This window comes from Bifidobacterium eulemuris, from assembly GCF_014898155.1.
GTDB lineage: Bacteria > Actinomycetota > Actinomycetes > Actinomycetales > Bifidobacteriaceae > Bifidobacterium > Bifidobacterium eulemuris.
This window is the reverse complement of record NZ_CP062938.1, coordinates 294,474-317,478: the sequence shown is the minus strand read 5'-3', so window position 1 is coordinate 317,478 and position 23,005 is coordinate 294,474. Positions and strand designations below refer to the sequence as shown.

Annotated in this window: 14 protein-coding genes and 1 pseudogene; 1 reads left to right on the top strand and 14 read right to left on the bottom strand. The window is 64.1% G+C overall.

All coding sequences use genetic code 11. The features are described 5' to 3' along the window. Nucleotides 1-9: 9 nt before the first annotated feature. The 10 genes and pseudogenes from BE0216_RS01390 to glgA all read right to left on the bottom strand — a co-directional run bounded on the left by BE0216_RS01390 (nt 10) and on the right by glgA (nt 14,192). The gene (locus tag BE0216_RS01390) at nt 10-1,557 is read right to left on the bottom strand and encodes a dihydroorotase (RefSeq protein WP_226805670.1); all 1,548 of its coding nucleotides are present in this window, start codon (nt 1,555-1,557) and stop codon (nt 10-12) included. A gap of 102 nt (nt 1,558-1,659) precedes the next feature. Continuing rightward, nucleotides 1,660-2,079 carry an aspartate carbamoyltransferase regulatory subunit gene (locus tag BE0216_RS01385; RefSeq protein WP_094636257.1) on the bottom strand — a complete coding sequence of 140 codons (420 nt, stop codon included), beginning with the start codon at nt 2,077-2,079 and terminating at the stop codon, nt 1,660-1,662. Next, entirely contained in the window at nt 2,079-3,041 is a 963-nt protein-coding gene (pyrB, locus tag BE0216_RS01380; protein WP_094636258.1) for an aspartate carbamoyltransferase, read from the bottom strand. Before pyrB ends, BE0216_RS01385 begins: the two co-directional genes overlap by 1 nt. Before the next feature lie 193 nt (nt 3,042-3,234). Beyond that, nucleotides 3,235-6,342 carry a bifunctional [glutamine synthetase] adenylyltransferase/[glutamine synthetase]-adenylyl-L-tyrosine phosphorylase gene (locus BE0216_RS01375; RefSeq protein WP_094636259.1) on the bottom strand — a complete coding sequence of 1,036 codons (3,108 nt, stop codon included), beginning with the start codon at nt 6,340-6,342 and terminating at the stop codon, nt 3,235-3,237. A 142-nt stretch (nt 6,343-6,484) separates the two neighbouring features. Continuing rightward, nucleotides 6,485-7,325, bottom strand: a pseudogene (gene metF / locus BE0216_RS01370) (methylenetetrahydrofolate reductase [NAD(P)H]). Between the two features lies 1 nt (nt 7,326). Then, nucleotides 7,327-9,630 carry a 5-methyltetrahydropteroyltriglutamate--homocysteine S-methyltransferase gene (gene metE, locus BE0216_RS01365; RefSeq protein WP_094636260.1) on the bottom strand — a complete coding sequence of 768 codons (2,304 nt, stop codon included), beginning with the start codon at nt 9,628-9,630 and terminating at the stop codon, nt 7,327-7,329. Nucleotides 9,631-9,902: 272 nt separating this feature from the next. After that, complete coding sequence (locus tag BE0216_RS01360; protein ID WP_094636261.1) at nt 9,903-10,460, bottom strand: SixA phosphatase family protein; 558 nt, start codon at nt 10,458-10,460, stop codon at nt 9,903-9,905. 60 nt (nt 10,461-10,520) lie between these two features. Further along, nucleotides 10,521-11,600, bottom strand: a complete 1,080-nt coding sequence (locus BE0216_RS01355; RefSeq protein WP_094636450.1) for a tRNA (adenine-N1)-methyltransferase — start codon at nt 11,598-11,600, stop codon at nt 10,521-10,523. A gap of 119 nt (nt 11,601-11,719) precedes the next feature. Continuing rightward, the gene (locus BE0216_RS01350; protein ID WP_226805669.1) at nt 11,720-12,574 is read right to left on the bottom strand and encodes an ABC transporter ATP-binding protein; all 855 of its coding nucleotides are present in this window, start codon (nt 12,572-12,574) and stop codon (nt 11,720-11,722) included. Nucleotides 12,575-12,950: 376 nt separating this feature from the next. Then, complete coding sequence (gene glgA, locus BE0216_RS01345; protein ID WP_094636263.1) at nt 12,951-14,192, bottom strand: glycogen synthase; 1,242 nt, start codon at nt 14,190-14,192, stop codon at nt 12,951-12,953. Nucleotides 14,193-14,425: 233 nt separating this feature from the next. Here glgA and BE0216_RS01340 point away from each other — a divergent pair, with 233 nt between their 5' ends. After that, entirely contained in the window at nt 14,426-15,457 is a 1,032-nt protein-coding gene (locus tag BE0216_RS01340; RefSeq protein ID WP_094636451.1) for an alpha/beta hydrolase, read from the top strand. A gap of 138 nt (nt 15,458-15,595) precedes the next feature. Here the strand turns inward: BE0216_RS01340 and BE0216_RS01335 are convergent, their stop codons facing one another. The 4 genes from BE0216_RS01335 to gltB form a co-directional block, all read right to left on the bottom strand. After that, on the bottom strand, nt 15,596-16,060 hold the full coding sequence (locus tag BE0216_RS01335) for a hypothetical protein (protein WP_094636264.1): 465 nt from the start codon (nt 16,058-16,060) through the stop codon (nt 15,596-15,598). A 131-nt stretch (nt 16,061-16,191) separates the two neighbouring features. Then, nucleotides 16,192-16,449, bottom strand: coding sequence for a hypothetical protein (locus tag BE0216_RS01330; protein ID WP_143249272.1), 258 nt, complete (start codon nt 16,447-16,449; stop codon nt 16,192-16,194). Between the two features lie 255 nt (nt 16,450-16,704). Further along, nucleotides 16,705-18,237: a glutamate synthase subunit beta gene (locus BE0216_RS01325; RefSeq protein ID WP_094636266.1), complete on the bottom strand. Its 1,533-nt coding sequence runs from the start codon at nt 18,235-18,237 to the stop codon at nt 16,705-16,707. Between the two features lies 1 nt (nt 18,238). Next, nucleotides 18,239-22,819, bottom strand: a complete 4,581-nt coding sequence (gltB, locus tag BE0216_RS01320; protein ID WP_094636452.1) for a glutamate synthase large subunit — start codon at nt 22,817-22,819, stop codon at nt 18,239-18,241. Nucleotides 22,820-23,005: the final 186 nt, after the last annotated feature.

The window sequence follows — 23,005 nt, the reverse complement described above, 5'->3', positions numbered from 1 at the left end:
AGGTTGTTTCTACAGTCGGCTGAACGCCAGCGCGGCGTCGACGATCGTGGCGAGCGGACGGCCGGTGACCCGCCATCCTCCGAACGGGGTGTTGCGCGCCTGCGAATGGAATCGTTCGGGCTCGACGGTCCATTCGGCGGTGGTGTCGAGCACGACCAGATCCACATCGCCCGGGTCCGCGACCTGGGTCAGATCGAGGACACGTTTGGCGTCCGGTTCGCGCGAAGCGTCGGTTTCCCTGTCGAGCAACGCCGTGATATCCGTCGGCGTGTGTCCCATCAGCCGCGCCGGGGCGACCGACATGAGTTCGATCAGCCGCGCGTCGGAGATATGACCGCCGTCGACCAGCACCTTATGACATACACCGTACGCGCATTCCAAGCCGATGATGCCGTTGGGCGCCTCGAGGAAGCCGAGCGCCTTCTCATCCAACGTGTGCGGGGCGTGGTCGGTGGCGAGCAGATCCACGGTGCCGTCCGCCACGGCGGCGATGGTGGCCAGTCGGTCGGCTCTCCCACGCAGCGGCGGATTCATTTTGGCGAGCGTGCCGTATTCGAGCAGGGCCTCGTCGCACAGGGCGAGGTAGTGCGGCGCGGTTTCGCAGGTGATGGGCAGTCCCTCGGCTTTGGCCGCGCGGATCGCCTCGAATGAGATCGCGGTGCTCACATGCTGGAAATGCACGTGCACGCCGGTTTCGCGAGCCTTGTCGATATCACGCCGCACGATGTTGAGCTCGGTGTCTTCGGGAATGCCGGGCACGCCGAGTTTGCGCGAGACTGGGCCCTCGTTCACCGCGCCCGTGTCGTGATGCTCGCAGTGTTCGATGAGATACAGTCCGGTCTCACGCGTGTTGGCGAACACCTGGTCGAGGATCTCCGGGGTGACGGCCGAACCGTCGTCGCTGATCGCGGTGACCGGATGGGCGAGTTGGTCGGCGTCCTTCTCCTCGTCGTCGACCCCGGGCAGATAGCGCCCCCAATCGTCGGGATCACTGGCCTCATGGCCGTCGCGTCCTTTGGAGGCGCATACGCACAGGTCGTATTTCACCGGCAACGTGACGTTGTGCGCGGCTTCGTAATGCTGCAGGAAGTCGATCACATTGTCGTATCCGGCGTCCAGCACCTCCTTCGCGCCCGGAGCGTTCGGGTCGGTGATGGTCGCGCCGTCCATCGCGGGCACGGTGTTCGGCATGATAAGCACATTGGTGTAGCCGCCGGAGGCCGCGGCCGCGCAGCCGGAGACCATGGACTCCTTGTAGGTCTGTCCGGGGTCGCGGAAGTGCACGTGGGGGTCGGCGAAGCCGGGGGCGAGCGTCAGCCCGGTGGCGTCGATGTGGATGGGATCCTTCGACTGCGGGCTTCGCCCTTCGCTCAGGATGACGGAAGGGGCGGGCTGCGCCTCATTCGCGATTGCGGAAGGATCGGAATGGTCCTCGTTCGCGATTGCGGAGGGGGCGGTCGGCGATTCCACGAGCAGGTTGGGTGAGGCTTCGACCTTGAGGTCGATGATCTCATCGGTGTCCCACACGCTGATGCCATGGAAAACGATTGTGGTCATATCGGCTCCTTTCGCACGCGGCCCGTGGGCTCCCGTGGCGTCGTTCGGTCGTCCTGTCTGCAAGCCGCCCGTCGTGGCACTGGGCTTGGCTGTTGCTCGTCTCTACAGTTTGGCTTCCTCGTCGCAGTAGTCGCAGCGGTACTCCCGACGTTCGGAATGCGCCAGATGGAACATCTGCTTGATGCCGCGCTCGGTGGTGGTCACGCAGCGCGGGTTCTTGCAGGTGATGACGTCGACGATATGCTCGGGCAGCTGCGGCTCACGCTTCTCGATGATCCTGCCGTCGCGCACGAAGCCGACGGTCGCCTGACGCGCCACCAGTCCCAGCACCTCGAGGTCCACATCGAGGGTGTCCTCGATTTTGATGATGTCCTTGGTCCCGTAGGTGGGGCTGTCGGCGTTCATGATCAGCGCGAGCCGGGTTTTCGCCGGGTCGATATGCAGGTAGCGGAGCACCTTCAGCGCGGTGCCGGCCGGCACGTGGTCGATGATGATGCCGTTTTGGACGCTGGTGACTTCCATCAGGCGAGCACCTCCTTGTTCGCGAATTCCTCATATCCGGGCAGTTCGTCGCCCACCACCGAGCTTTCGAGGGCCATGCGCATGAGCATGCCGTTTTTGACCTGCTCGAAGTAGGCGGCGCGCGGGTCGTCGTCCACCTCGACCGCGATCTCGTTGACGCGCGGCAGCGGGTGCAGCACGGCCATGTCGGGCTTGGCGAGGGCCATCTTCTCCTCATCGAGGATGTAGGTGTCGCGCAGGCGCAGGTAGTCGTCCTCGTTGAAGAAACGTTCCTTCTGCACGCGCGTCATGTACAGCACATCCAGGTCTCCCATCACGGACGCCAGGTCGCGCACCTCCACATAGGAGCAGGATGCCGTGGCGTTGATGCGGTCGAGCACGTACTGCGGCGTGGTCAGCTCATTGGGGCTGATCAGCACGAAACGCACGTTGCCGAAGCGGCACAGCGTCTCGATCAGCGAATGCACGGTACGTCCGAAGGTCAGATCGCCGCACAGGCCGACGGTCAGGTCGGTGATGCGGCCGAAGCGCGACTGCAGGGTGGCCAGATCGGCCAGCGTCTGCGTGGGGTGCATATGCCCGCCGTCGCCCGCGTTGATCACCGGCACGGATGAGGCCTGCGAGGCGACCAACGCCGCGCCCTCCTTCGGGTGGCGGATGGCGACCACGTCGACGTAGTTCGAGACGGTTTTCAACGTGTCGGCGATGGATTCGCCTTTGGTCACGGACGCCAGCTGCGAGCCGGCGAATCCGATCACCTGGCCGCCGAGGCGCAGCATGGCGGTTTCGAAGCTCAGGCGCGTGCGGGTGCTCGGCTCGTAGAACAGGGTGGCGATGACGCGGCCGTCGCAGGTATGCGCCACCTCACGGCGGTGGGAATCGATGTACTCCGCCTTATGCAGCAGCTCGCGGATCTGGCCGGTGGACAGGTCATCCAACGTGACGACGCTTTTGCCTTTCATCGGCGTTGGGGAAAACTCACTGACAGCGCCCGCTCCGGCGGATGTCTTGTGCTCAGCAGACAACGGCTCACCTTTCGTGTCGGGAAGGCGGCCACGTGATGTGACCTAATCAAATGTACGCCATTTTCCCGACAGAAGCCGTGATTCGCATGTTCCCGCGCCGAACGTGTCGCCGGCCCATGCGGGTCGGCGACTATTCCTCTTCGGTGACGCCGTAGAAAAGACGTTGGGTGATGGCACGGCAGCGACGCATCACGGAAAGCAGATCGTTCTCGAAATGCTGGCCACGGTTCGCGTCGTATCCGAGATAGACGGCGATTCCACCCAACGAATACATGTCGTCCGGCAGAATATCGGCCTGGTTCGCCCGTCCGCTCCACAGATAGCTGCCGTTGCGCGCCGCCGTGCACAGCCGCCATGCCTTGCGCAGCTGGATCGCATCGGCCGTGTCGAGCAGTTTGCGCCGCTCCAGCACATCCAGAGCCTCCAGGGTGCCGCCCACACGCAGCTCGCGCACATCGCCCGCATGGCGCAGCTGCAGCAGCTGCACGGTCCACTCCACGTCGGACAGTCCGCCTTTGCCGAGCTTGAGATGCCTCTCTCGACGCACGCCGCGCGGCAGACGCTCCGCCTCCATACGCGCCTTGAGCTTGCGGATGTCGGCCAGTTCGGTTTCGCTCAGATCGGTATGCGGGTAGCGCAGCGGATCGGCGATGTTGGTCAGAAAGTCATGCGCGAGTTCGGCGTCGCCGGCCGCGTGCCGTGCGCGCAGCAGCGCCTGGTGCTCCCACGTGCTCGCCCACGAACGGTAGTACTCCTCGCAGGAGGCGTAGGAGCGCGCCAACGGACCGTTCTTGCCCTCGGGCCGCAGATCCAGATCGAGTTCGATTTTCGGTTCCAGGGTGGTGGGTCCTTGCAGGATCGCACGCAGGTCGTCCGTGGTTTTGCGGGCGAAACGGTTCGCTTCGGCGTCGTCGGCGTCGTTCGGCCGGTAGATGATCATGGCGTCGGCGTCGGAGCTGAAGTTCACCTCGCGTCCGCCGTAGCGGCCCATGCCGATCACCGCGATGGCCGCGGGCGCCCGGTCGAGCCCGAATTCGCGGCACTGGTGGCGCATCGACCAGGTCAGGGCCGCGTCGATGATCGCGTCATAGACGTCGGTCATGCCGGCGAGGCATTCGTCGTCGCTCATCACGTCGCTCATCCACGCCAAGCCGATGCGCTCGATCTCATGGCGGCGCATCGCACGCATGGAGGTCGCGAAATCGTTGATGTTGTTCGCGTTGCGTTCCAGCGAGGAGCGGCATTGCACGTCGAGACTGTCGCGCGTGCGCGCTTTGAGCCGGCCGTCGTCACCCAGCCAGGTGACCGATTCGACCGACCTGTTGAGCGCGTCGCCGAGGAAGCGCGAATTCGACAGCACATGGCACAGGCGCTGCGCCGCCGACGTGGAATCGCGCAGGAAGCCGAGATATTCGCTTTCCGTGCCGAAATGCTCCTCCAGTTTGCGCCAGTTGAGCAATCCCATATCGGGATTCTGCCCCTGTCCCAGCCATTCGAGCACGGCGGGCAGGATGATGCGGTTGATTTTCGCCGCCCGGCTGACCCCGGCGGTGAGCGCGACCACATGACGCATGGCCGCGTCCGGGTCTCCGAATCCGATGGACGCGAACCGCTCCTGCGTGGCCTGCTGGCTCAGTTCGATCTGGTCCTCGTCGAGCTGCGCGTTGATGGGCAGCATGGGGCGGTAGTAGATGTCGAGATGCAGGTGGCGCACCTCGCGGCGCACCTCGTCGTAGCGGTCGACCAGCTCCTCGGGATGCAGACGGAAGGTGCGGGCGAGCCTGCGCAGCTCCTGATTGCGGTTCAGCTCGTCGATGTCGATATCGCGTTTGCGTTCCAATCCGCCCAGACTGGCCGCGCCGAGGTCGGGGAACAGGTGGGTGCGTTTGAGCGCCCACATCTGCTGGCGGTGCTCCATCACCCTCTCGAAACGGTAGTCGGCGGCCAGACGCGCCGCCTGCTTGCGTGAGACGTATCCGCCTTCGGACAGCCGCTGCAACGACTCCAACGTGGAGCGGGTGCGCAGGTTCTCGTCGGTGCGTCCGTGCACCAGTTGGAGCATCTGCACGGTGAACTCCACATCGCGCAGGCCGCCCTTGCCGAGTTTGATCTCGCGGTCCTTGAGCGCCGCTGGGATCAGATCCTCCACGCGTTTGCGCATCTGCTGGCAGTCGTAGACGAAGTTGGGGCGTTTGGAGGCGGACCATACGAACGGGCGGGTCATCGCCATATACGCCTCGCCGAGTTCGGGGTCGCCCGCCACCGGCCGGGCCTTGAGCAGCGCCTGGAACTCCCAGTTCTCCGCCCACTGCTCGTAGTAGCCCTGATGCGAGTCGAGCGTGCGCACCAGCGGGCCGTCCTTGCCTTCGGGGCGCAATCCCCCGTCGATCTGCCAGAGGGTCGGCTCGGCCACGCCCATGATCACCGATTGGCAGACGCGCTGCAGCACGGTGCCCATTTTGGTGCCGATGCGGGCGAGCGTCTGGCCGTCGACGTCCCGGTCGGCCGGCTCGACCACATAAATCAGGTCGACGTCGGAGATGTAGTTGAGCTCCTGCGCGCCCAGCTTGCCCATGCCGATGATGGCGAAACGCACATGTTCACTGCCCGCCACCTCACGTCGGGCGATGGCCAGCGCCCCCTCGAGCGCCGCGTCGGCCAGATCGGAAAGCTCCCGACTGATGGTCGGTTGGATGGCGCACGGATCGTCCGCCACCGCATCCTGCGCCATGATGGCGGCCAGTTGGCGGCGGTAGGTGCCGCGCAGCGCGGTCGCCGCTTCGGCCAGATCCTTGCCGGCCACCGGCGCGGCAAGCTCGTCCGGATCGGCGCCGACGGCGGTGAGCATATGGGCACGGCGTTGCGCATGGTTGTACAGATGGCTGTCGCAGCGGTCCACAGAGGCGGCCTCGACAAGTTCGGGGCGGAAGCGCATAAGCTTGCCGAGCGCGTCGGATACGCCGAGCACCGTGACCAGCCGTTCGAAGGCGGCCCGGTCGGGCAGCATGTCCTCGACCCGTCTGCCTTGGCTTTGCATGGCGTTGATGATGTCGACGATATTGCGCAGCGCCCCGTCGGGATCGCAGGCCTTCTCCAACGCCTTGAGCAACAGGTGCAGCCCGTCGTCGGGGACGCCGCCCACACGCAGGGCGTCGAACAGCGAGCGGGCGTCATCGAGGTTCTGCAATCCCGCGCGGATCAGATCCATGGCGCGGGGGCTGAAAGTCGTCGGTTCCATGGTTTCTTATGGTAATACACTCGTTTTCGCGTATTCGCCGACCGTCGCGCATACCGGACGCCTGATATGCGCGGACATGGATGTCCATATGCGTTCGCCCCGATCCCATGCGGGAGTCGGGGCGAACGCATATGACCGCGGGTTAGCCGAACAACGGCCTCACGTTGTTCCAGATGCGGCGGGTCACGGCCGGGCGATTCATCGAATACAGATGCACGCCGTCCACGCCATGCGCCACCAGATCGGCGATCTGCTGCGAGGCGTAGATGATGCCCGCCTCGCGTAGGGTCTGCGAATCGTCGCCCCAACGCTCGATCATGCGCTCCACCGGTTTGGGGATGCGCGAGGCGCACATCGAGGACATGCGGAGCACGGATTTCGCGTTGGCGACCGGCATGATGCCCGCCTCGATCGGCACGTCGACGCCCGCCGCGCGCGCCTTGTCGAGGAAGCGGTAGAAGTCGTCGTTGTCGTAGAACAACTGCGAGATGAGATGGGTCACGCCCGCGTCGACCTTGGTTTTGAGGTTGTCGATGTCCTCGTCCAGCGTGGGCGACTGCGGATGCTTCTCGGGATAGCAGGCGCCGTACAGCTTCAGGTCGGGGCGCCGCTCGCGCACGTACGCGGCCAGATCGCTGGCGTGTTCGAACACTCCGGCCGGCTCTCGGCCCTCCACGCGGTCGGCGCAGGGCAAGCACGCCGGAGACCTTGGCCTGGTCAAACATGTCCAACGCCTCGTCGACCGCCGCCTTGTCCAGGTACTGCGCGGTCAGATGCGCCACCGCGGGGATGTGGTACTCGTTGCGGATGGTGTGCGCGATGCGGGCGGTGGCGGTGCGGTCCGCTGACTTGCCCGTGCCGTAGGTCACCGAGATGAACGCGGGGTCGAGACCCTGCAATCCGTCGAGCGTGTCGTAGATGGTTCCCACCGGAGCGTTGCGCTTCGGTGGGAACACCTCAATGGAGAACAGTGATGCGGCCATGTCAGCTCAGCGAGGCTCGCACGGCCTTGGTCGCGGCGACCAGATGCTCCAGGCTCGGCCATGTTTCGGCCACGCCACGGGTCTTCAGGCCGCAGTCGGGATTGATCCAGACCTTGGAGACGTCCATCTTCTTCAGGATCTCGCCGATGCGCTCCTCGATCTCGGCCTCGGAGGGGATGCGCGGCGAGTGGATGTCGTACACGCCCGGGCCCGCCTCGGTTTCGAACTCGGCCTCATGGATCGCGTCGAGCACCACCAGATCGCCACGCGAGGCTTCGAAGGAGATCACGTCGGCGTCCATCGCGTCGATGTCGCGGATGATGTCGTTGAACTCCGAATAGCACATATGCGTGTGGATCTGCGTGGCGGGCTTGACCGCGGAGTGGACCAGACGGAACGCGGGGATCGCCCAATCGAGGTACTTCGCATGCCAGTCGGTTTTGCGCAGCGGCAGCTTCTCGCGCAGCGCGGCCTCATCGATCTGAATCACCTTGATGCCGGCGGCCTCCAGATCGAGCACTTCGTCACGGATGGCGAGGGCGAGCTGCTGGGTCTGCTGCTCGTGGGTGATGTCCTCGCGCGGCCAGGACCAGTTGAGGATCGTCACCGGGCCGGTGAGCATGCCCTTCATCACGCGGTCCGTGCGCGACTGCGCATAGGCCGACCATTCCACGGTGATCGGGTTGGCGCGCGAGACATCGCCCCACACGATCGGAGGCTTGACGCAGCGGGTGCCGTAGGACTGCACCCACGCGTTCTTGGTGAACAAGAAGCCGTTGAGGTTCTGGCCGAAGTACTCGACCATATCGTTGCGCTCGAACTCGCCATGCACCAGCACGTCGAGGCCAATCTCCTCCTGGCTCTTGATGCAGTCGTCGATCTGCTGTTTGATGAACGCGTCGTAGGTGGCCTGGTCGATCTCGCCCTTGCGCAGCTTGGCGCGCTCGGCACGCACCTCGCGGGTCTGCGGGAAGGATCCGATCGTGGTGGTGGGCAGCAGCGGCAGATTCAGCGCCTCACGCTGCAGCTGCTGGCGTTCGGCGCGCGCGGGCTGGCGGGTGAAATCGGCGTCCGTCAGCTGGGCCAGACGTGCCGCCACGGCCGGGTCGGCGGCCACGCGGGTGCCGTCGAACAGCGCCTGATTGGCGGTGAGCGCGGCGGAGGCCTTCTTGGCGTCCTCATCGGCGTCGGCCAGTTCGGCCACGTCGCGAAGCTCGCCGAGCTTCTCCACGGCGAACGCGAAATGCTTGAGCACCCCCTCGTCGAGACCGTTCTCTCCTTCGGTGCTGAACGGCACGTGCAGCAGGGAGCTGGCGGTGGAGACGGCCACGTTCGGCGTGATCTGCTTGATGGCATCCACCAGTCCGAGACTCACGGCGTAGTCGTTGCGCCAGATGTTGCGGCCGTTGATCACGCCGGCGAAGATCACGGTGCCTTCGGCCACGCCGTACTGCGCGAGGGCGGCGAGGTTCTCGTCCTTGCCTTCGTTCAGATCCAGGCCGATGCCGTCGAAGCCGAGCAGGTTCACGGTCTCGTACACGTCGGCGATATGACCGAAATAGGTGTTGAGCAGCACCTTGACCTTGCCGTCGCGGGCGGGAAGGATCTTGGCGTACAGCGCCTTGAACAGCTCCACGTCGCCCGGCTCCTTGTCGAGCACGAGATACGGCTCGTCGATCTGCACCCAGGCGGCGCCGAGCTCGGCGAATTTGGCGAGCGCTTCGGCGTAGACGGCGGACACGGCGTTCACCAGGCCCTTGTCGAACTCGAGCTCCTGGGCCTGCGGGTCGCGGGCGAGCTTCAAGAAGGTGTAGGGGCCGATAAGCACCGGCTTGGTGTCGATGCCGAGCTCCTTGGCCTCCAGGTATTCATCGAAGGGCTTGGTGCCGTTGAGCTTGATGTCGGTGGCGGCGTCGATCTCCGGCACGAGATAGTGGTAGTTGGTGGTGAACCACTTCTTCATCGGCAGGGCGGTCACATCGCCCTTCTCGCCCTGATAGCCGCGGCCCATGGCGAACAGCGTCTCCTCGGGGTTCTCGAAGGCGAGACGCTGGTAGCGCTGCGGGATGGCGTTGAGCAGGATGGCGGTGTCGAGCACCTGATCGTAGAAGCTGAAATCATTGCTGGGGATCAGATCGATGCCGGCGGCCTGTTGCAGCTTCCAATGCTTGGCGCGCAGCTCCTTGGCGGTGGCACGCACCTCGCCGAGCGTGTTGGCGCCTTTCCAGTAGCCTTCGATGATCTTCTTGAGCTCTCGGTTCTGGCCGACGCGCGGGAAACCTGAGACGGACGTCAAAGCGGACATGAAACCTCCATGGGCTTGTTTCGTGGGTGAAACGTCTTGAACCCGACAAGAGTATCAAGAAACCGCGCAATCGCAGTCATCAAGCCAGTTAAGGTGTCGCTATAACCGAAATCTATATGCTTCGCCGTCTCTTTCCGTCATTCTGAGCGAAGTCTTCTCTCCGTCATCCTGAGCGGAGCGTAGCGGAGTCGAAGGATCTCATAGGATTTGAGATCCCTCGACTCCGCTCGGGATGACTAGGAACGACCTTCGCTCGGGATGACAAGTCACGCTTAGTCGAAATCCTTGGCGGTGATCACGGCGAGCAGGTCGCCGCTGTGGGTCTGCCACTGGTCGAAGGGCTTGTTCGAGCCGAACACCACCACGGAGGCGGGCGAGACACCCAGATTGAGCAGATCGAGCACGGCCGGATCAGAGGCGGACGAGGCGAGCCACTGGCTGCAGATGGACACGGTGGGCTCATGGCCGAGCACCATCAGCACGCGGGTTTTCGGCTTGGTATGCGCCAACTCGTCGAAGATGCTCTGCATGCCGCCGTCGTACAGGCTTTGGCGGTAGTCGACGGTCGGCTCGTCGCCGAAGGTTTTGAGCATGCGATCCAACGTCTGCGTGGCGCGTGTCGCCGCCGAACAGGCGATGCGTCCGGGCTTGAGCTTCATGCCGACCAAGCCTTTGGCCACCTTTTTCGCCTGTTTGAGTCCTTTGTCGGTGATCTCACGGCTGCGGTCGCCGTCCGGGTTGGACGGCTCGGCCTTGGCGTGCCTCATCACCAGCAGAATATGGTTGTAGTTCTTGGCCTTTTTGGCCACCTTGCTCACATTGACGCCCATAATGCCTTCTGCCTTTTGCATAACCGCGGGGCCGTTCGCCGACCCCACGTCATTCCTGCTCTATTCTTGCAGATAATCGGCCGTATCGCCGCCAAGCGCGGCGACCTGCCTGTCGAGATCGCGCAGCACCTTACGGAGTTTGCGGTCGGAGATGTCCCGCAATTCGAGATCCTCCAGTTGCGCCTCGCGCTCCTCGGGCGTCAAATCGTCGATGTCGGTGACCGTATCCTTGGTGGCGCGGTCGCGTTTCCTCAACGCCTGGAAACCCTCCGCCATCGCCCGTGAGACGACGAGGAATCCGGTGTGCCCGATCATCTGATGGTCGGGGCGCACGGCGAGACCCTGAGCCTTCCAACTGCGCTCCAGCGTCTCCTGGATCATCGGCTCCGTCCACGTGCCGGCCTCGCGCAAGGCCTCCACCAGACGGCTCATCTGCGTGGTGGTGGTGATGTAGGCGATAAGCACGCCGCCGGGCGCGATCACACGGTACGCCTGCTCCAAGCGGTTCCACGGGTCGAGCATATCGAGTACGACGCGGTCGAAGGAATGCTCCTCAAGAGTGGCGGCGACGGAATCGAAATCCCCGGTTTTCAGATCCCACCATGCGGGGCGTTCCCCGTAATACAGCGTCGCGTTCGCCTCCGCCACGCGGGCGAAGTCGGGACGCAATTCGATGGTGGTCAGATGCCCCGACTCCCCCACCGCGTCGAGCAGATTCAGACTCATCGCGCCCGAACCGGCACCGGATTCGAGCACGCGCGCGCCGGCGCGGATGTCGCCGAGCTGGATGACCTGGGCGACATCCTTGGGATACATGATCTGCGCGCCGCGCGGCATGGACAGCACATAATCGGCCAACCGCGGGCGCATCACCGCGTACTGCCATCCACCGATCGCACGTGTCGCCTTCCAAGGCTTGGACGCGTCGCGTTCGGGATGCGCCTGGTTGAGCTGCGACTCACGTTTGGCGGTCACCGTGGTGACGAGAACGCCCTCGGTCCGGCCGATCACATCGTCGTGCAGGATCAGACCATGCTCGGTCTGCGTGCTCCCGCCCGCCACCAGCTGGTCGGTGATCTTCTTCGCCTTGCGATCGGTGAACTGCACCTTCTCCCCCGCCTCAAATGCTCCGCGTCTCATGCGTCCTCTTTCCACGATGCTCTCATGATTGTTCCGGATGCCATTGTCGCATATGGAACCCATGCCTTGCGACATCATCGTGGCCCGGCTTCGTGCGATGGGCGGTCGACTGGGCGGTTTTACAGCGCGGCGGAGGCGAAGGCGCCCCAACGGCCGTTGTCGTGGGTCACGGTGAGGTCGAGGCCGAAGATGGCGCTGAGCCGTTCGGCGGTGAAACCGTGCTCGAGGTCTCCGGTGTAGATGATCGTGCCGGGCGCGGGATCATTGCCCGCCACATTGTCGGCATAGGCGTCGGCCTCGCTGCCGGTGATGCGGCCCATAATGGCCACATGGTCGAATCCGACGGGAATCTCCTCAAGACGATGCGTGACGAGAATCACCGTGCGGTCGGTATCCTCTTCGCCGATGCGGCTGAGCGCCCGCAAGGCGAGTTCGCGTCCGCCCAGGTCGAGTCCGGTGGTCGGCTCGTCGAGGATGAGCAGATCGGGATCGGCCATCAGGGCCCGGCAGATCAGCACACGCGTGCGTTCGCCCTCGGAGAGTTTGAACATCATCTTGCCCTCGAGATAATCGATGCCGAACTGGGTCATGAGGCTACGTGCCTTGGCGTAGTCCTCGTCGGTGAAATCCTCGCGCCAACGACCGGTGGTGGCGGTGAGCGCGGTCACCACGGCGTCGAGCGGATCCTCCTGGGGAGGGAAGGACCGCGCGAGCTCAGCCGAACTCAAGCCGATGCGGTTGCGGTAGGAGAACACGTCGACCTTGCCCATGCGGTTGCCGAGGATGTCGACCGTGCCGTTGGAGGGGAATCCGCGCGTGCTCATCATCTGCACGAGTGAGGATTTGCCGATGCCGTTGGGACCGAACAGCACCCACTTCTCGCCACGCTTGACGGTGAGGTTCACGTCGGTCAGAATCACACGCCTGCGACGGCGGAACTCCACATCACGCAATGCCAAAGTGATTTCGTACATAGTCTCCCCTGTCTGGTTGTTCCCGTCATCGTTCCAAGCGTCGTCTTTTCCCTCGTCGTCCCGAACGCGTCCCGTCATCCCGAGCGGACCATAGCGTAGTTCTCTCCGTCATCCTAAGCGGAGCGCAGCGGAATCCTCCCGTCATCCTGAGCGGAGAGTAGCGGAGTCCTCCCGTCATCCTGAGCGGAGAGTAGCGGAGTCGAAGGATCTCTGAACAACTGCCTCAAAAGGCATGAGATCCTTCGACTCCGCACTTCGTGCTTCGCTCAGGATGACGGAAAGGAACGGACCGTTGCCTTCGCTCAGGATGACGGAAAGGAACGGACCGTTGCCTTCGCTCAGGATGACGGAAAGGAACGGACCGTTCCCTCGTCGTCTATTGCTCGTCAAGCACCGACTGGTAGACGGCGACCGTCTTGTCGGCGATGGACTCCCAGCTGAACATGTCGCGGGCGCGCTCGTAGCCGGCCTGGCCCATCTTCTTGGCGAGTTCGGGATCGGCCATGATCCTGTTGATCGCGTCGGCCATATCCTGCACGAACTTGTCCGGATTGGTGGGGGTGCCGGTGCCGTCGTGCAGCTGGTCGATCGGCACGAGATAGCCGGTTTCGCCGTCGACGACGACCTCGGGGATGCCGCCGGTGGCGGAGGCGACGACCGGCAGACCGCAGGCCATGGCCTCGAGGTTCACGATGCCGAGCGGCTCGTAGATCGACGGGCAGATGAACGCGTCGCAGCCATGCTCGAGCGCGTTGAGCTCATGCTTGGGCAGCATCTCTTCGATCCAGACGATGTTGCCGCGCTCCTCGTCGAGCTTGGCGAACGCGGTTTTGACCTCCTCCATGATCTCCGGAGTGTCGGGCGCGCCGGCGCACAGCACCACCTGGATGCCGGGGTCGACCAGATGCAGGGCCTTGAGCAGATACGGCAGGCCTTTCTGTCGGGTGATGCGGCCCACGAACAGCAGGGTCGGCTTGCTGCGGTCGATGTTGTAGCGCTCGAACACCTTCCAGCCCGGATCGTCGTCGGCCGGGGTTTCGAACTGGCTCATCGTGATGCCGTTATGCACCACAACCACCTTATCCGGGTCGACGTTCGGATAGGCCGCGAGGATATCCTCGCGCATACCGGCGGAGACGGCGATCACACGGTCGGCATGCTCGTAGGCCTCCTTCTCGGCCCAGGAACTCAGATTGTAGCCGCCGCCGAGCTGCTCCTTCTTCCACGGGCGGAAGGGCTCCAGACTGTGCGCGGTGATGACCAGCGGGGTGCCGTGCAGCATCTTCGCCAGATAGCCGGCCATGCAGGCGTACCAGGTGTGCGCGTGGCTGATGTCGGCATCCACATCGTTGGCGATCTGCAGATCCACTCCGAGCGTTTTAATCGCGCCGTTGGCGTCCGATAGCTCCGCGGGGGTGTCGTAGCCGACGAGTTTGAGCGATCCGGCCGGATTCTCGCCGGGAATTTCGGGGATGTCGGCTTCGGTGCGCGGGCCGTCGAAGGCACGTACGGTCACGTCGACGCGCTCAGCCAGCACCTTGGACAGCTCCTCGGCGTGCACGCCGGCGCCGCCATAGACTTTCGGCGGGTATTCGCGGGTAAGGATATCAACCTTCATTGGTCACCTCTCCTATAGGTTTTCGATTCCACTGACCACTTTAGGACATCGCCCCATGCGAAACGCACAATCCGCATGTTCGTGTCCTGTCCGCGTTTCGCCGCTTGCATCCGCCGGCTGTCGGGTGGAACCTAAAAAAGGTTTTCGAGAACGAAGCCCGAATGCCCGCCATGAGATTCGCGAAGGATCGCGCATATCACGGCGGGGTGATGACGAACGACGAAGGAGCCTGTATGACGGATAAGATCACGATGGCCACACCCGAGGGAGTGCCGTACGACTACTGGACGGAGGTGGATGGCGATCTGAACGACTGTCCCGAATCCTTGGCCGCGGTCATCCGAGAGGCCCGTCTGGGCTTCGTTCGGTGCGACGAGGCTCGCGTGCCATTATGGCACGACCCCGAAGGCGTGGATATCATCGAGGATCTTCACTATGCCGACGATGCCGATGAGGTTCGTGGCCACAGGCTCGACCTCTACCTGCCCCACGACGCCGTGGTTCGTGGCGGGCGCACGCTTCCCGTGTACGTGGATGTGCACGGCGGCGGATTCGTATACGGATACAAGGAGCTCAATCGCAATTTCTGCACCCATCTGGCCGAACGTGGCTTCGCCGTGTTCTCATTGAATTACCGTCCGTTGCCGCAAACCGATTTCGTCGGACAACTGCGGGATATCGCCACGGCGCTGGCATGGATTCGCGACCATCGGCATGAGTACCCCATCGCGCAGGACGGCGTATGGATGACCGGCGATTCCGCCGGCGGATGCTTGGCGTTCTTCACCACGGCGATCGAGCATTCGCCGGAGCTGGCTCGCCAGCTCGGCGTGACGCCCAGTGGAGTCAATGTCCTCGGCGCGGCCCTCATTTCAGGCGTGTACAACATGCTGCCGTATATGCCGCGTGAGGATGGCGAATCCCAGATCGATCCCGATCACAGCTCCCTTTTGCATAGGTTCTCCGACAGCATGCTGGGATGCGTGAAGGATCTGGATCCGCGCACATTCGATCTCGGCGAGATCACAAGCAAGGTCGATCTGCCGCCGTTGTTCCTGAACACCAGCAGCGATGATTTCATTCAAAACGAGACGCTGCGTCTCGCCATGCATTTGGCCGAGGCGGACGCCGATTTCGAACTGCATGATTGGAAAACCGCCCCTGCCGAGACGCTGGGACACGTGTTCCCCGTATGCATGACCTGGCTTGAGGAAAGCGGCGTCGTGCTCGATATGATCCGCGATTTCACCTACGCGCGCTTGTAAAGGAAAACCGCCGTCGCTCGTCATCCCGAGCGGAGGCGGTCCATTGTTACTCGTCATCCTGAGCGGAGGCGTAGCCGGAGTCGAAGGATCTCATCTCTGGAGATCCCTCGACTCTGCTCGGGATGACGGATATTGAGGTTATACGGCAGTGCCGTGCGCGTCGAGGTTGGGATTGTGCTTGGAATCGCCGGCGGTGAAGAACAGGCTGAGCACGCCGATGATGAACACGCCGGAGATGGTGGCGACCAGCCAGATCGGATGGCTCGGCAGCCACATCACCACGAAGAACGCGATGATGGACAGGGCGATCAGCGTCCAGCTGCCCACGCGGAACCATTGGCGCAACGAGTGCGGCGCTTTGAACATCTTGGGATTCGTGTAGTTCGGATTGGTGGTCAGCGTGGTGTCGGTGGCCGTGATCGAGCCGCCGGTCGGCTTCCATTCGCCGCCGTCCAGTCCCTCCTGCAGGCGCATCGACTTCTGCTGCAGCGCGTATTCGTCGATCATGCCCGAGCGTCCGCGCCCGCGGGTCTGGTCATACTGGGACGGGATTCCGCGGCGCGCGTTCTTCGCATCCTTGCGGCGTTCTGCACGGTTCGGCATTGGGACAACTCCTTATTCACGAGATTGACGGATACGCTGGAGAACAGTGTACCCCAGCCTCTCCCGCCATGTGCGGACCGCCGCATCGAAAGGCACCCTTTTCGAGATCCGCAATCCCGTCCAGGCTGCGCTCAGTCCTTATTCTCCTGAATCCTTTGGGTGATCTGAATCATGCAGATCAGCAGTCCGATCACCGTGACCACCAGTGCGACGGCCATCGCGACGGCGAGATCCATGCCGAACAGTCCCGGCAAGGCGGTCGTCTCCCCCATGCCATCAACAGAGGCGAAAAACGGCGTGGCGACCACGCTTGCCGCGAACAGTATGGCGCTGGATATGAATCCCATCGTCATCAGCGTCAATCCAAACTGCCAGATCTTGTCCATCATGTCTCCTTCTCAAATCCGCAAGAACAATCCGATGCATCCTTGCGTCGGCAATATCATTATGTGCCCCCCCCCAAAAAAAATAAAGTCAACACGCATGGACTGCGGCGCATGCGTGTATGGGCGCTATCAAGTCATGGAAAACCCGTCCGATCGCGGATCCTGCTTCTTGACAGGAAAGACGAGTGGTACGAAACGCAGGTGGCCCCTCGGGTGAGGGGCCACGAATGCGATGCGCTGAATTTACGGGCGCGCGTGTCAGCGCGGCAATGCCATCGGACGCTGGGAGGCGACGATCGGCTTGGGCAGTTCGGTCGCGCCAGTCAGATACTCGTCGACGGCGGCGGCGCAGGAGCGGCCTTCGGAGATGGCCCACACGACCAGGCTCTGGCCTCGGCCGGCGTCACCGCAGGCGAACACGCCGTCCTGCGAGGTGGCGAAGCCGTCGTTGCGGGCCACGTTGCCGCGGCCGTCCAACTCCACCGGCAACTGGTCGACCAGCGTGGTGGTGTCCGGATGCAGGAAGCCCACGGAGATCAGCACCAGATCGGCGGGGATCACGCGCTCGGTGCCGGGCTGACGGGTGAACGGACCGTTCTCCCCCGGCGCCACGTCCACGACCCTCAAGCCGGTCACATGGCCGTTTTCGTCGGCGACGAAGCCTTCGGTGGCGGTCGAGTTCTCGACATGCACGCGGGCCTGCTCCTCGTCGGAACCCACGAAGTTCACCGAATCGGTGCTGTACATGTAGGTGCCGCCCTCCTCCATCGAGGAGGTCTTCTGGTACAGGCGGGCGTAGGTCGGCCACGGCTGGCCCTCAGGGCGCTCGGTGGGCTCCTTCGGCATGATCTGCAGCACGGTCACGTCCTTCGCGCCCTGACGGATCGAAGTGCCGAGGCAGTCGGAGCCGGTGTCGCCGCCGCCAATCACCACCACATGCTTGCCCGCGGCGGTGATGTCGTTCTTGGTCTCCAAACCGTACACACGACGGGTCGCGTCGGGCAGGAAGTCCATGGCGAAGTGGATGCCCTTGAGCTCGCGGCCGGGCAGGTTCATATCGCGCGGCACGGTGGATCCGATGGCCACGACCACCGCGTCGTACCGGTCGCGCAGATCGTCCCAGGAGATGTCCTTGCCGATCTCCACGCCCGTCTTGAACACGGTGCCCTCGGCCTCCATCTGCTCCACGCGACGGTCGATCAGACCCTTGTCGAGCTTGAAGTTCGGGATGCCGAAGCGCAGCAGGCCACCGACCCGCTCGTCACGCTCGTAGACGACCACCGTGTGGCCGGCGCGCGTGAGCTGCTGGGCGCAGGCCAGACCCGCTGGGCCGGAGCCGACGACCGCGACGGTCTGGTCGGTGAGGCGCTGCGGCGGCAGCGGCTTGACATAGCCGAGCTGCCACGCCTGGTCGATGATGGCGAGCTCGTCGTTCTTGATCATCGTCGGCGGCTGGAAGATGCCGAGCACGCAGGCCGACTCACACAGGGCCGGGCAGATGCGGCTGGTGAATTCGGGGAAGTTGCTGGTCATGGACAGACGGTTGTAGGCGTCCTCCCATTTGCCCTGACGCACCAAATCGTTCCATTCGGGGATGAGGTTGCCCAACGGGCATCCGGTCATGCAGAACGGGGTGCCGCAATCCATGCAGCGGGCCGCCTGCTCGCGGGTCCACGGCTGCAGGCCGGATTCGGCGTGCACATCGCACCAATCCTTGATGCGCTCCTCGACGGGGCGCTCGGCCAACTCGCGGCGGGTGCGGACTTTCAGAAATCCTCTCGGGTCGCTCATGTCAGCGCGCTCCTTCCATAACCTGCTCGTACACCTGTTCCCAGACGCCGGGCGAATTGAAATCGATATCGTTGGCCTCGGCCTCGGCCATCGCGTTCGTCATCGCGACGAACTGCTTGGGCACCACATGCGTGAAGCGGGTCTTGGCATGCTCCCAGTCGGCGAGCAGTTCGGCCGCGAATGCGGAGCCGGTCTCCTCGGCATGCGTTTTGACCAGCGCGCGCACGGTCCGCTCATGCTCCGCGTCCAACGGCTGGAAGAGCAGCGCGCCGCTCTTGACCGCGCTCGGATTCACTTTGGACATGTCGAGGTCGAGCATGTACACGTGACCTCCCGAGAAGCCCGCGCCGAAGTTGCGGCCCGTGGGTCCGAGGATGACGACGGTGCCGCCGGTCATATACTCGCAGCCGTGGTCGCCCACGCCCTCCACCACGAAGGTCGCGCCGCCGTTGCGCACGCCGAAACGTTCGCCCGCGCGTCCGGCCACGAAGATCTGGCCGGAGGTCGCGCCGAAGCCGGTCACATTGCCGGCGATCACGTTCTCATGCGTGTCGAAGGTGACGCCCTCTTCCGGGCGCACGATCATGCGGCCGCCGGAGATGCCCTTGCCCGCGTAGTCGTTGACCTCGCCGTAGACGCGCATGGTCTCGCCGCGTGGGATGAACGCGCCGATGGACTGGCCGCCCGCGCCGTGGAATGTCATGTCGATGGTGTCGTCGGGCAGGCCCTCAGCACCGTAGCGCTTGGTGATCTCATAGCCGACCATGGTGCCGAGCGTGCGGTTCACGTTGCGAATCGGCATGTCGATGCGCACGGGCTCCTTGTTCTCGAGCGCCGGCCGGGCCATGGCGATGAGCTCGTTGTCGAGCGCCTTCTCCAGCTCGTGGTTCTGCGGCTCGGTGTTGTGCAGGATCGTGCCGGGCACCGGGCCGGGCTGCATAAGCACGTGGCTCAGATCGATGCCATCGGACTTCCAGCGCTTGATCGCTTCGTTCTGGTCGAGGCATTCGACGTGGCCGACCGCCTCCTGAAGCGTGCGGAAGCCCAGCTGTGCGAGCAGCTCGCGCACCTCTTCGGCGATGAACATGAAGAAGTTCACCACATGCTCGGGCTTGCCCGTGAACCGGGCCCTCAGCTCCGGATCCTGGGTGGCGATGCCCTGCGGGCAGGTGTTCTTCTGGCATGCGCGCATCATCACGCAGCCTTCGACGATCAGCGCGGCGGTGGCGAAGCCGAACTCCTCGGCGCCCAGCAGCGCGGCGATCATCACGTCGCGGCCGGTTTTCAGCTCGCCGTCGCACTGCACGGTGATGCGCGAGCGCAGGCCGTTCAGGATCAGCGTCTGCTGGGTTTCGCTCAGGCCGATCTCCCACGGGGTGCCGGCGTGCTTGATCGCGTTGAGCGGAGCCGCGCCGGTGCCGCCGTCGTAGCCGGAGATGAGCACCACGTCGGCATGGCATTTGGCCACGCCTGCGGCGATGGTGCCCACGCCGAACTCGGAGACGAGCTTGACGTGGATGCGGGCCTGGGGATTGGCCATCTTCGCGTCGTTGATCAGCTGCTTCAGGTCCTCAATGGAGTAGATGTCGTGGTGCGGCGGCGGGGAGATCAGCTCCACGCCGGGCGTCGCGTGGCGCACCTTGGCGATCCACGGCGGCACCTTCGCGCCGGGCAGATGGCCGCCCTCGCCGGGCTTGGCGCCCTGGGCGAGCTTGATCTGCAGGTCGGTGGCGTGCACGAGGTAGTCGCTGGTCACGCCGAATCGCGCGGAGGCGATCTGCTTGATCTTGCTCACGCGTTCGTCGTCGCGCAGACGCTCCGGGGACTCGCCGCCCTCGCCGGAGTTGGAGCGCGCGCCGATGCGGTTCATGGCGATGGCGAGCGTCTCGTGCGCCTCCTGCGAGATGGAGCCGTAGCTCATGGCGCCCGTGGAGAAGCGCTTGACGATCTCGCTGGCGGGCTCGACCTCCGAGATGTCGATCGGCTTGCGCGCGTTGGTGAACTTCATCAGGCCACGCAGCGTCATCAGACGGTTGGAGGTGTCGTCGATGTGGTGCGAGTACTTCTTGAACATCTGGTAGTCGCCGCGCTGGGTCGACTGCTGCAGCAGGAAGATCGCCTCGGGATCGTTGAGATGCTCCTCGCCGGTGCGACGCCACTTGTAGTCGCCGCCCGTGCGCAGATTGCGGTGCGGGGTGGCGGTCCACTGGTTCGGATAGGCCACGCGGTGGCGGATGGCCACCTCCTCGGCGATCTCGTCGAGACCGACGCCGCCCACGCGCGACGTGGTGCCGGTGAAGTACTCGTCGATGATCTCCTTGTTCAGACCCACCGCCTCGAACAGCTGTGCGCCGCGGTAGCTCATGATGGTGCTCACGCCCATCTTCGACATGATCTTGAGCACGCCGGTCGACAGCGCCTTGGTGAGGTTCCTCACGGCGGTTTCGGCGTCCACGGTGAGGTATCCGGTGCGTGAGAGGTCCTCGACGGACTCGAACGCGAGGTACGGGTTCACGCAGGCCGCGCCGTAGGCGATGAGCAGCGCCACATGGTGCACCTCGCGCACGTCGCCGGCCTCCACGGCCATGGAGATCTGCGTGCGCGTATGGCAGCGCAGCAGGTGGTGCTGCACGGCGGAGGTGAGCAGCAGCGACGGGATCGGGCCCCACGTGTGGTTCGAATCACGGTCGGAGAGCACGATGAAGTTCTTGCCGCCCTCGATCGCGAGATCGATTTCGGCGAAGATCTCGTCGAGGCGCTCCTGAAGCGCCTTGCCGCCGCCGGCGACCTGGTAGAGGCCCTTGACCACATACGGCTTGTAGTATCCGCCGAGGATCTTGGCGCGGTCGAGGCGCTTGAGCTGGGCCATCTCATCGGAGTTGATGACGGGCAGCGGGATGAGGATCTTCTTGGCGTGCAGCGCGGAATCGCTCAGCAGATTCGGTTCGGGGCCGATCGCGGATTCCAGACAGGTGACGATCTCCTCGCGCTCCCAGTCGAGCGGCGGGTTGGTGACCTGCGCGAACTTCTGCGTGAAGTAGTCGAACAGCATGCGCGAGCGGCTGGAAAGCGCGGCCATGGGCGCGTCGTTGCCCATCGAGCCGAGCGGTTCCTTGCCGGTGTTGGCCATGGGGGCGAGCAGGAGCTTCAGATCCTCCTCCGTGTAGCCGAAGGCGCGCTGGCGGCGCACCACGGACTGTCCGGAGTGGTTCACATGCGCGCGAGTGGGCAGGTCGCTCAGCTCCACCGAATTGCCCTCCACCCATTCGCGGTATGGATGCTGGGAGGCGAGCGTCTTCTTGATCTCCTCATCCGAGATCATACGGCCTTCGGCGGTGTCCACCAGGAACATCTTGCCCGGTTCCAGTCGGCCGTTCGCCTTGACATGCTCGGGTGCCACCTCGGGCAGCACGCCGGCTTCGGAGGCGAGCACCAGATAGCCGTCGTCGGTGAGCCGCCAGCGGCCGGGACGGAAGCCGTTGCGGTCGAGCAGCGCGCCCACCTGGGTGCCGTCGGTGAAGATGATGTGCGCCGGGCCGTCCCACGGCTCGATCAGTGTGTTGTTGTACTCGTAGAACGCGCGCACGTCCGGATCGAGTTCGGCGTTCTTCTCCCATGCGGGCGGCAGCATCATGGAGACGGCGTGCGGCAGGGAGCGGCCGGCCAGATGCAGCAGTTCGAGGCATTCGTCGAAGGTGCCGGAATCGGAATAGCCGGGCGTGTCGATCGGCAGCAGCGGCTCGAGCTCGCCGAGCAGTTCGGAGCTGAGCCTGCCTTCGCGGGCGGACAGCCAGTTGCGGTTGCCTTGGATCGTGTTGATCTCGCCGTTGTGGGCGAGCATGCGGAAGGGCTGGGCGAGCGGCCAGCTGGGGAACGTGTTCGTCGAGAAGCGCGAATGGACGATGGCGACCTTGGCCTTCATGCGCTCGTCGGTCAGATCCGGGAAGAAGGGCGTGAGCTGCATGGTGGTGAGCATGCCCTTATAGGTGATGGTGCGCGCGGAGAGGGAGGCGAAGTAGATGCCCACCTCATGCTCGACGCGCTTGCGGATGCGGAAGGTTTTGCGGTCGATGTCGATGCCTTCGAGCCTGCCCTCCGGGTCGGCGAGCACCAGCGTTTTGAAGCTCGGCATGGAGGCGAGGGCCTGCAGTCCCAGTCCGTCCGGATTGGTGGGCACCACGCGCCAGGCGAGCACCTCGAGACCCTCCTCGCGGGCGATGCGGGCGATGGCCTGCTCCTGCTGGCCGGATATGGCGATGTCGCGGTCGAGGAAGGCGATGCCGGCGGCGTAACATCCGGGTCCGGGAAGCTCGACGCCCAGTTCGCCCAACGTGGCGCGCATGAACTCATCGGGCATGCTCATCAGGATGCCCGCGCCGTCGCCGGTGTTCTCCTCGGAGCCGACCGCGCCGCGGTGGTTGAGATTGACGAGCACCTCGATGGCGTCCTTGACGATTTTGTGCTCGGCCCGCTTGTTCAGGGTGGTGACCATACCGACGCCGCAGGCGTCATGCTCGGCCCCAGGGTCGTACATGCCTTGGGATTTATGGACCGTGAGATCAAGCGGGGCGTGGAAAGTCACCGAAACCACCTTCATTGTCGTTTTGGCAGAGCCCGAAGGTCCTGCGGTTCTTTGGGTAAAGCTTTTATAGGGTAGCGCCGGCTTGCGTCATTTATGTTACGTGTCCCATATACCGAATATCGAAAAAAGTCAATACCCTTTTTTCGGCATTCGCGCCAGACCAAGCAACACCCTCTTTTCCCGTCA

Excerpts from the sequence above, each read along its gene's own strand:
- BE0216_RS01390 (WP_226805670.1), bottom strand. The coding sequence starts at position 1,557 with ATGACCACAATCGTTTTCCATGGCATCAGCGTGTGGGACACCGATGAG.
- BE0216_RS01385 (WP_094636257.1), bottom strand. The coding sequence starts at position 2,079 with ATGGAAGTCACCAGCGTCCAAAACGGCATCATCATCGACCACGTGCCG.
- pyrB (WP_094636258.1), bottom strand. The coding sequence starts at position 3,041 with ATGAAAGGCAAAAGCGTCGTCACGTTGGATGACCTGTCCACCGGCCAG.
- BE0216_RS01375 (WP_094636259.1), bottom strand. The coding sequence starts at position 6,342 with ATGGAACCGACGACTTTCAGCCCCCGCGCCATGGATCTGATCCGCGCG.
- metE (WP_094636260.1), bottom strand. The coding sequence starts at position 9,630 with ATGTCCGCTTTGACGTCCGTCTCAGGTTTCCCGCGCGTCGGCCAGAAC.
- BE0216_RS01360 (WP_094636261.1), bottom strand. The coding sequence starts at position 10,460 with ATGGGCGTCAATGTGAGCAAGGTGGCCAAAAAGGCCAAGAACTACAAC.
- BE0216_RS01355 (WP_094636450.1), bottom strand. The coding sequence starts at position 11,600 with ATGAGACGCGGAGCATTTGAGGCGGGGGAGAAGGTGCAGTTCACCGAT.
- BE0216_RS01350 (WP_226805669.1), bottom strand. The coding sequence starts at position 12,574 with ATGTACGAAATCACTTTGGCATTGCGTGATGTGGAGTTCCGCCGTCGC.
- glgA (WP_094636263.1), bottom strand. The coding sequence starts at position 14,192 with ATGAAGGTTGATATCCTTACCCGCGAATACCCGCCGAAAGTCTATGGC.
- BE0216_RS01340 (WP_094636451.1), top strand. The coding sequence starts at position 14,426 with ATGACGGATAAGATCACGATGGCCACACCCGAGGGAGTGCCGTACGAC.
- BE0216_RS01335 (WP_094636264.1), bottom strand. The coding sequence starts at position 16,060 with ATGCCGAACCGTGCAGAACGCCGCAAGGATGCGAAGAACGCGCGCCGC.
- BE0216_RS01330 (WP_143249272.1), bottom strand. The coding sequence starts at position 16,449 with ATGATGGACAAGATCTGGCAGTTTGGATTGACGCTGATGACGATGGGA.
- BE0216_RS01325 (WP_094636266.1), bottom strand. The coding sequence starts at position 18,237 with ATGAGCGACCCGAGAGGATTTCTGAAAGTCCGCACCCGCCGCGAGTTG.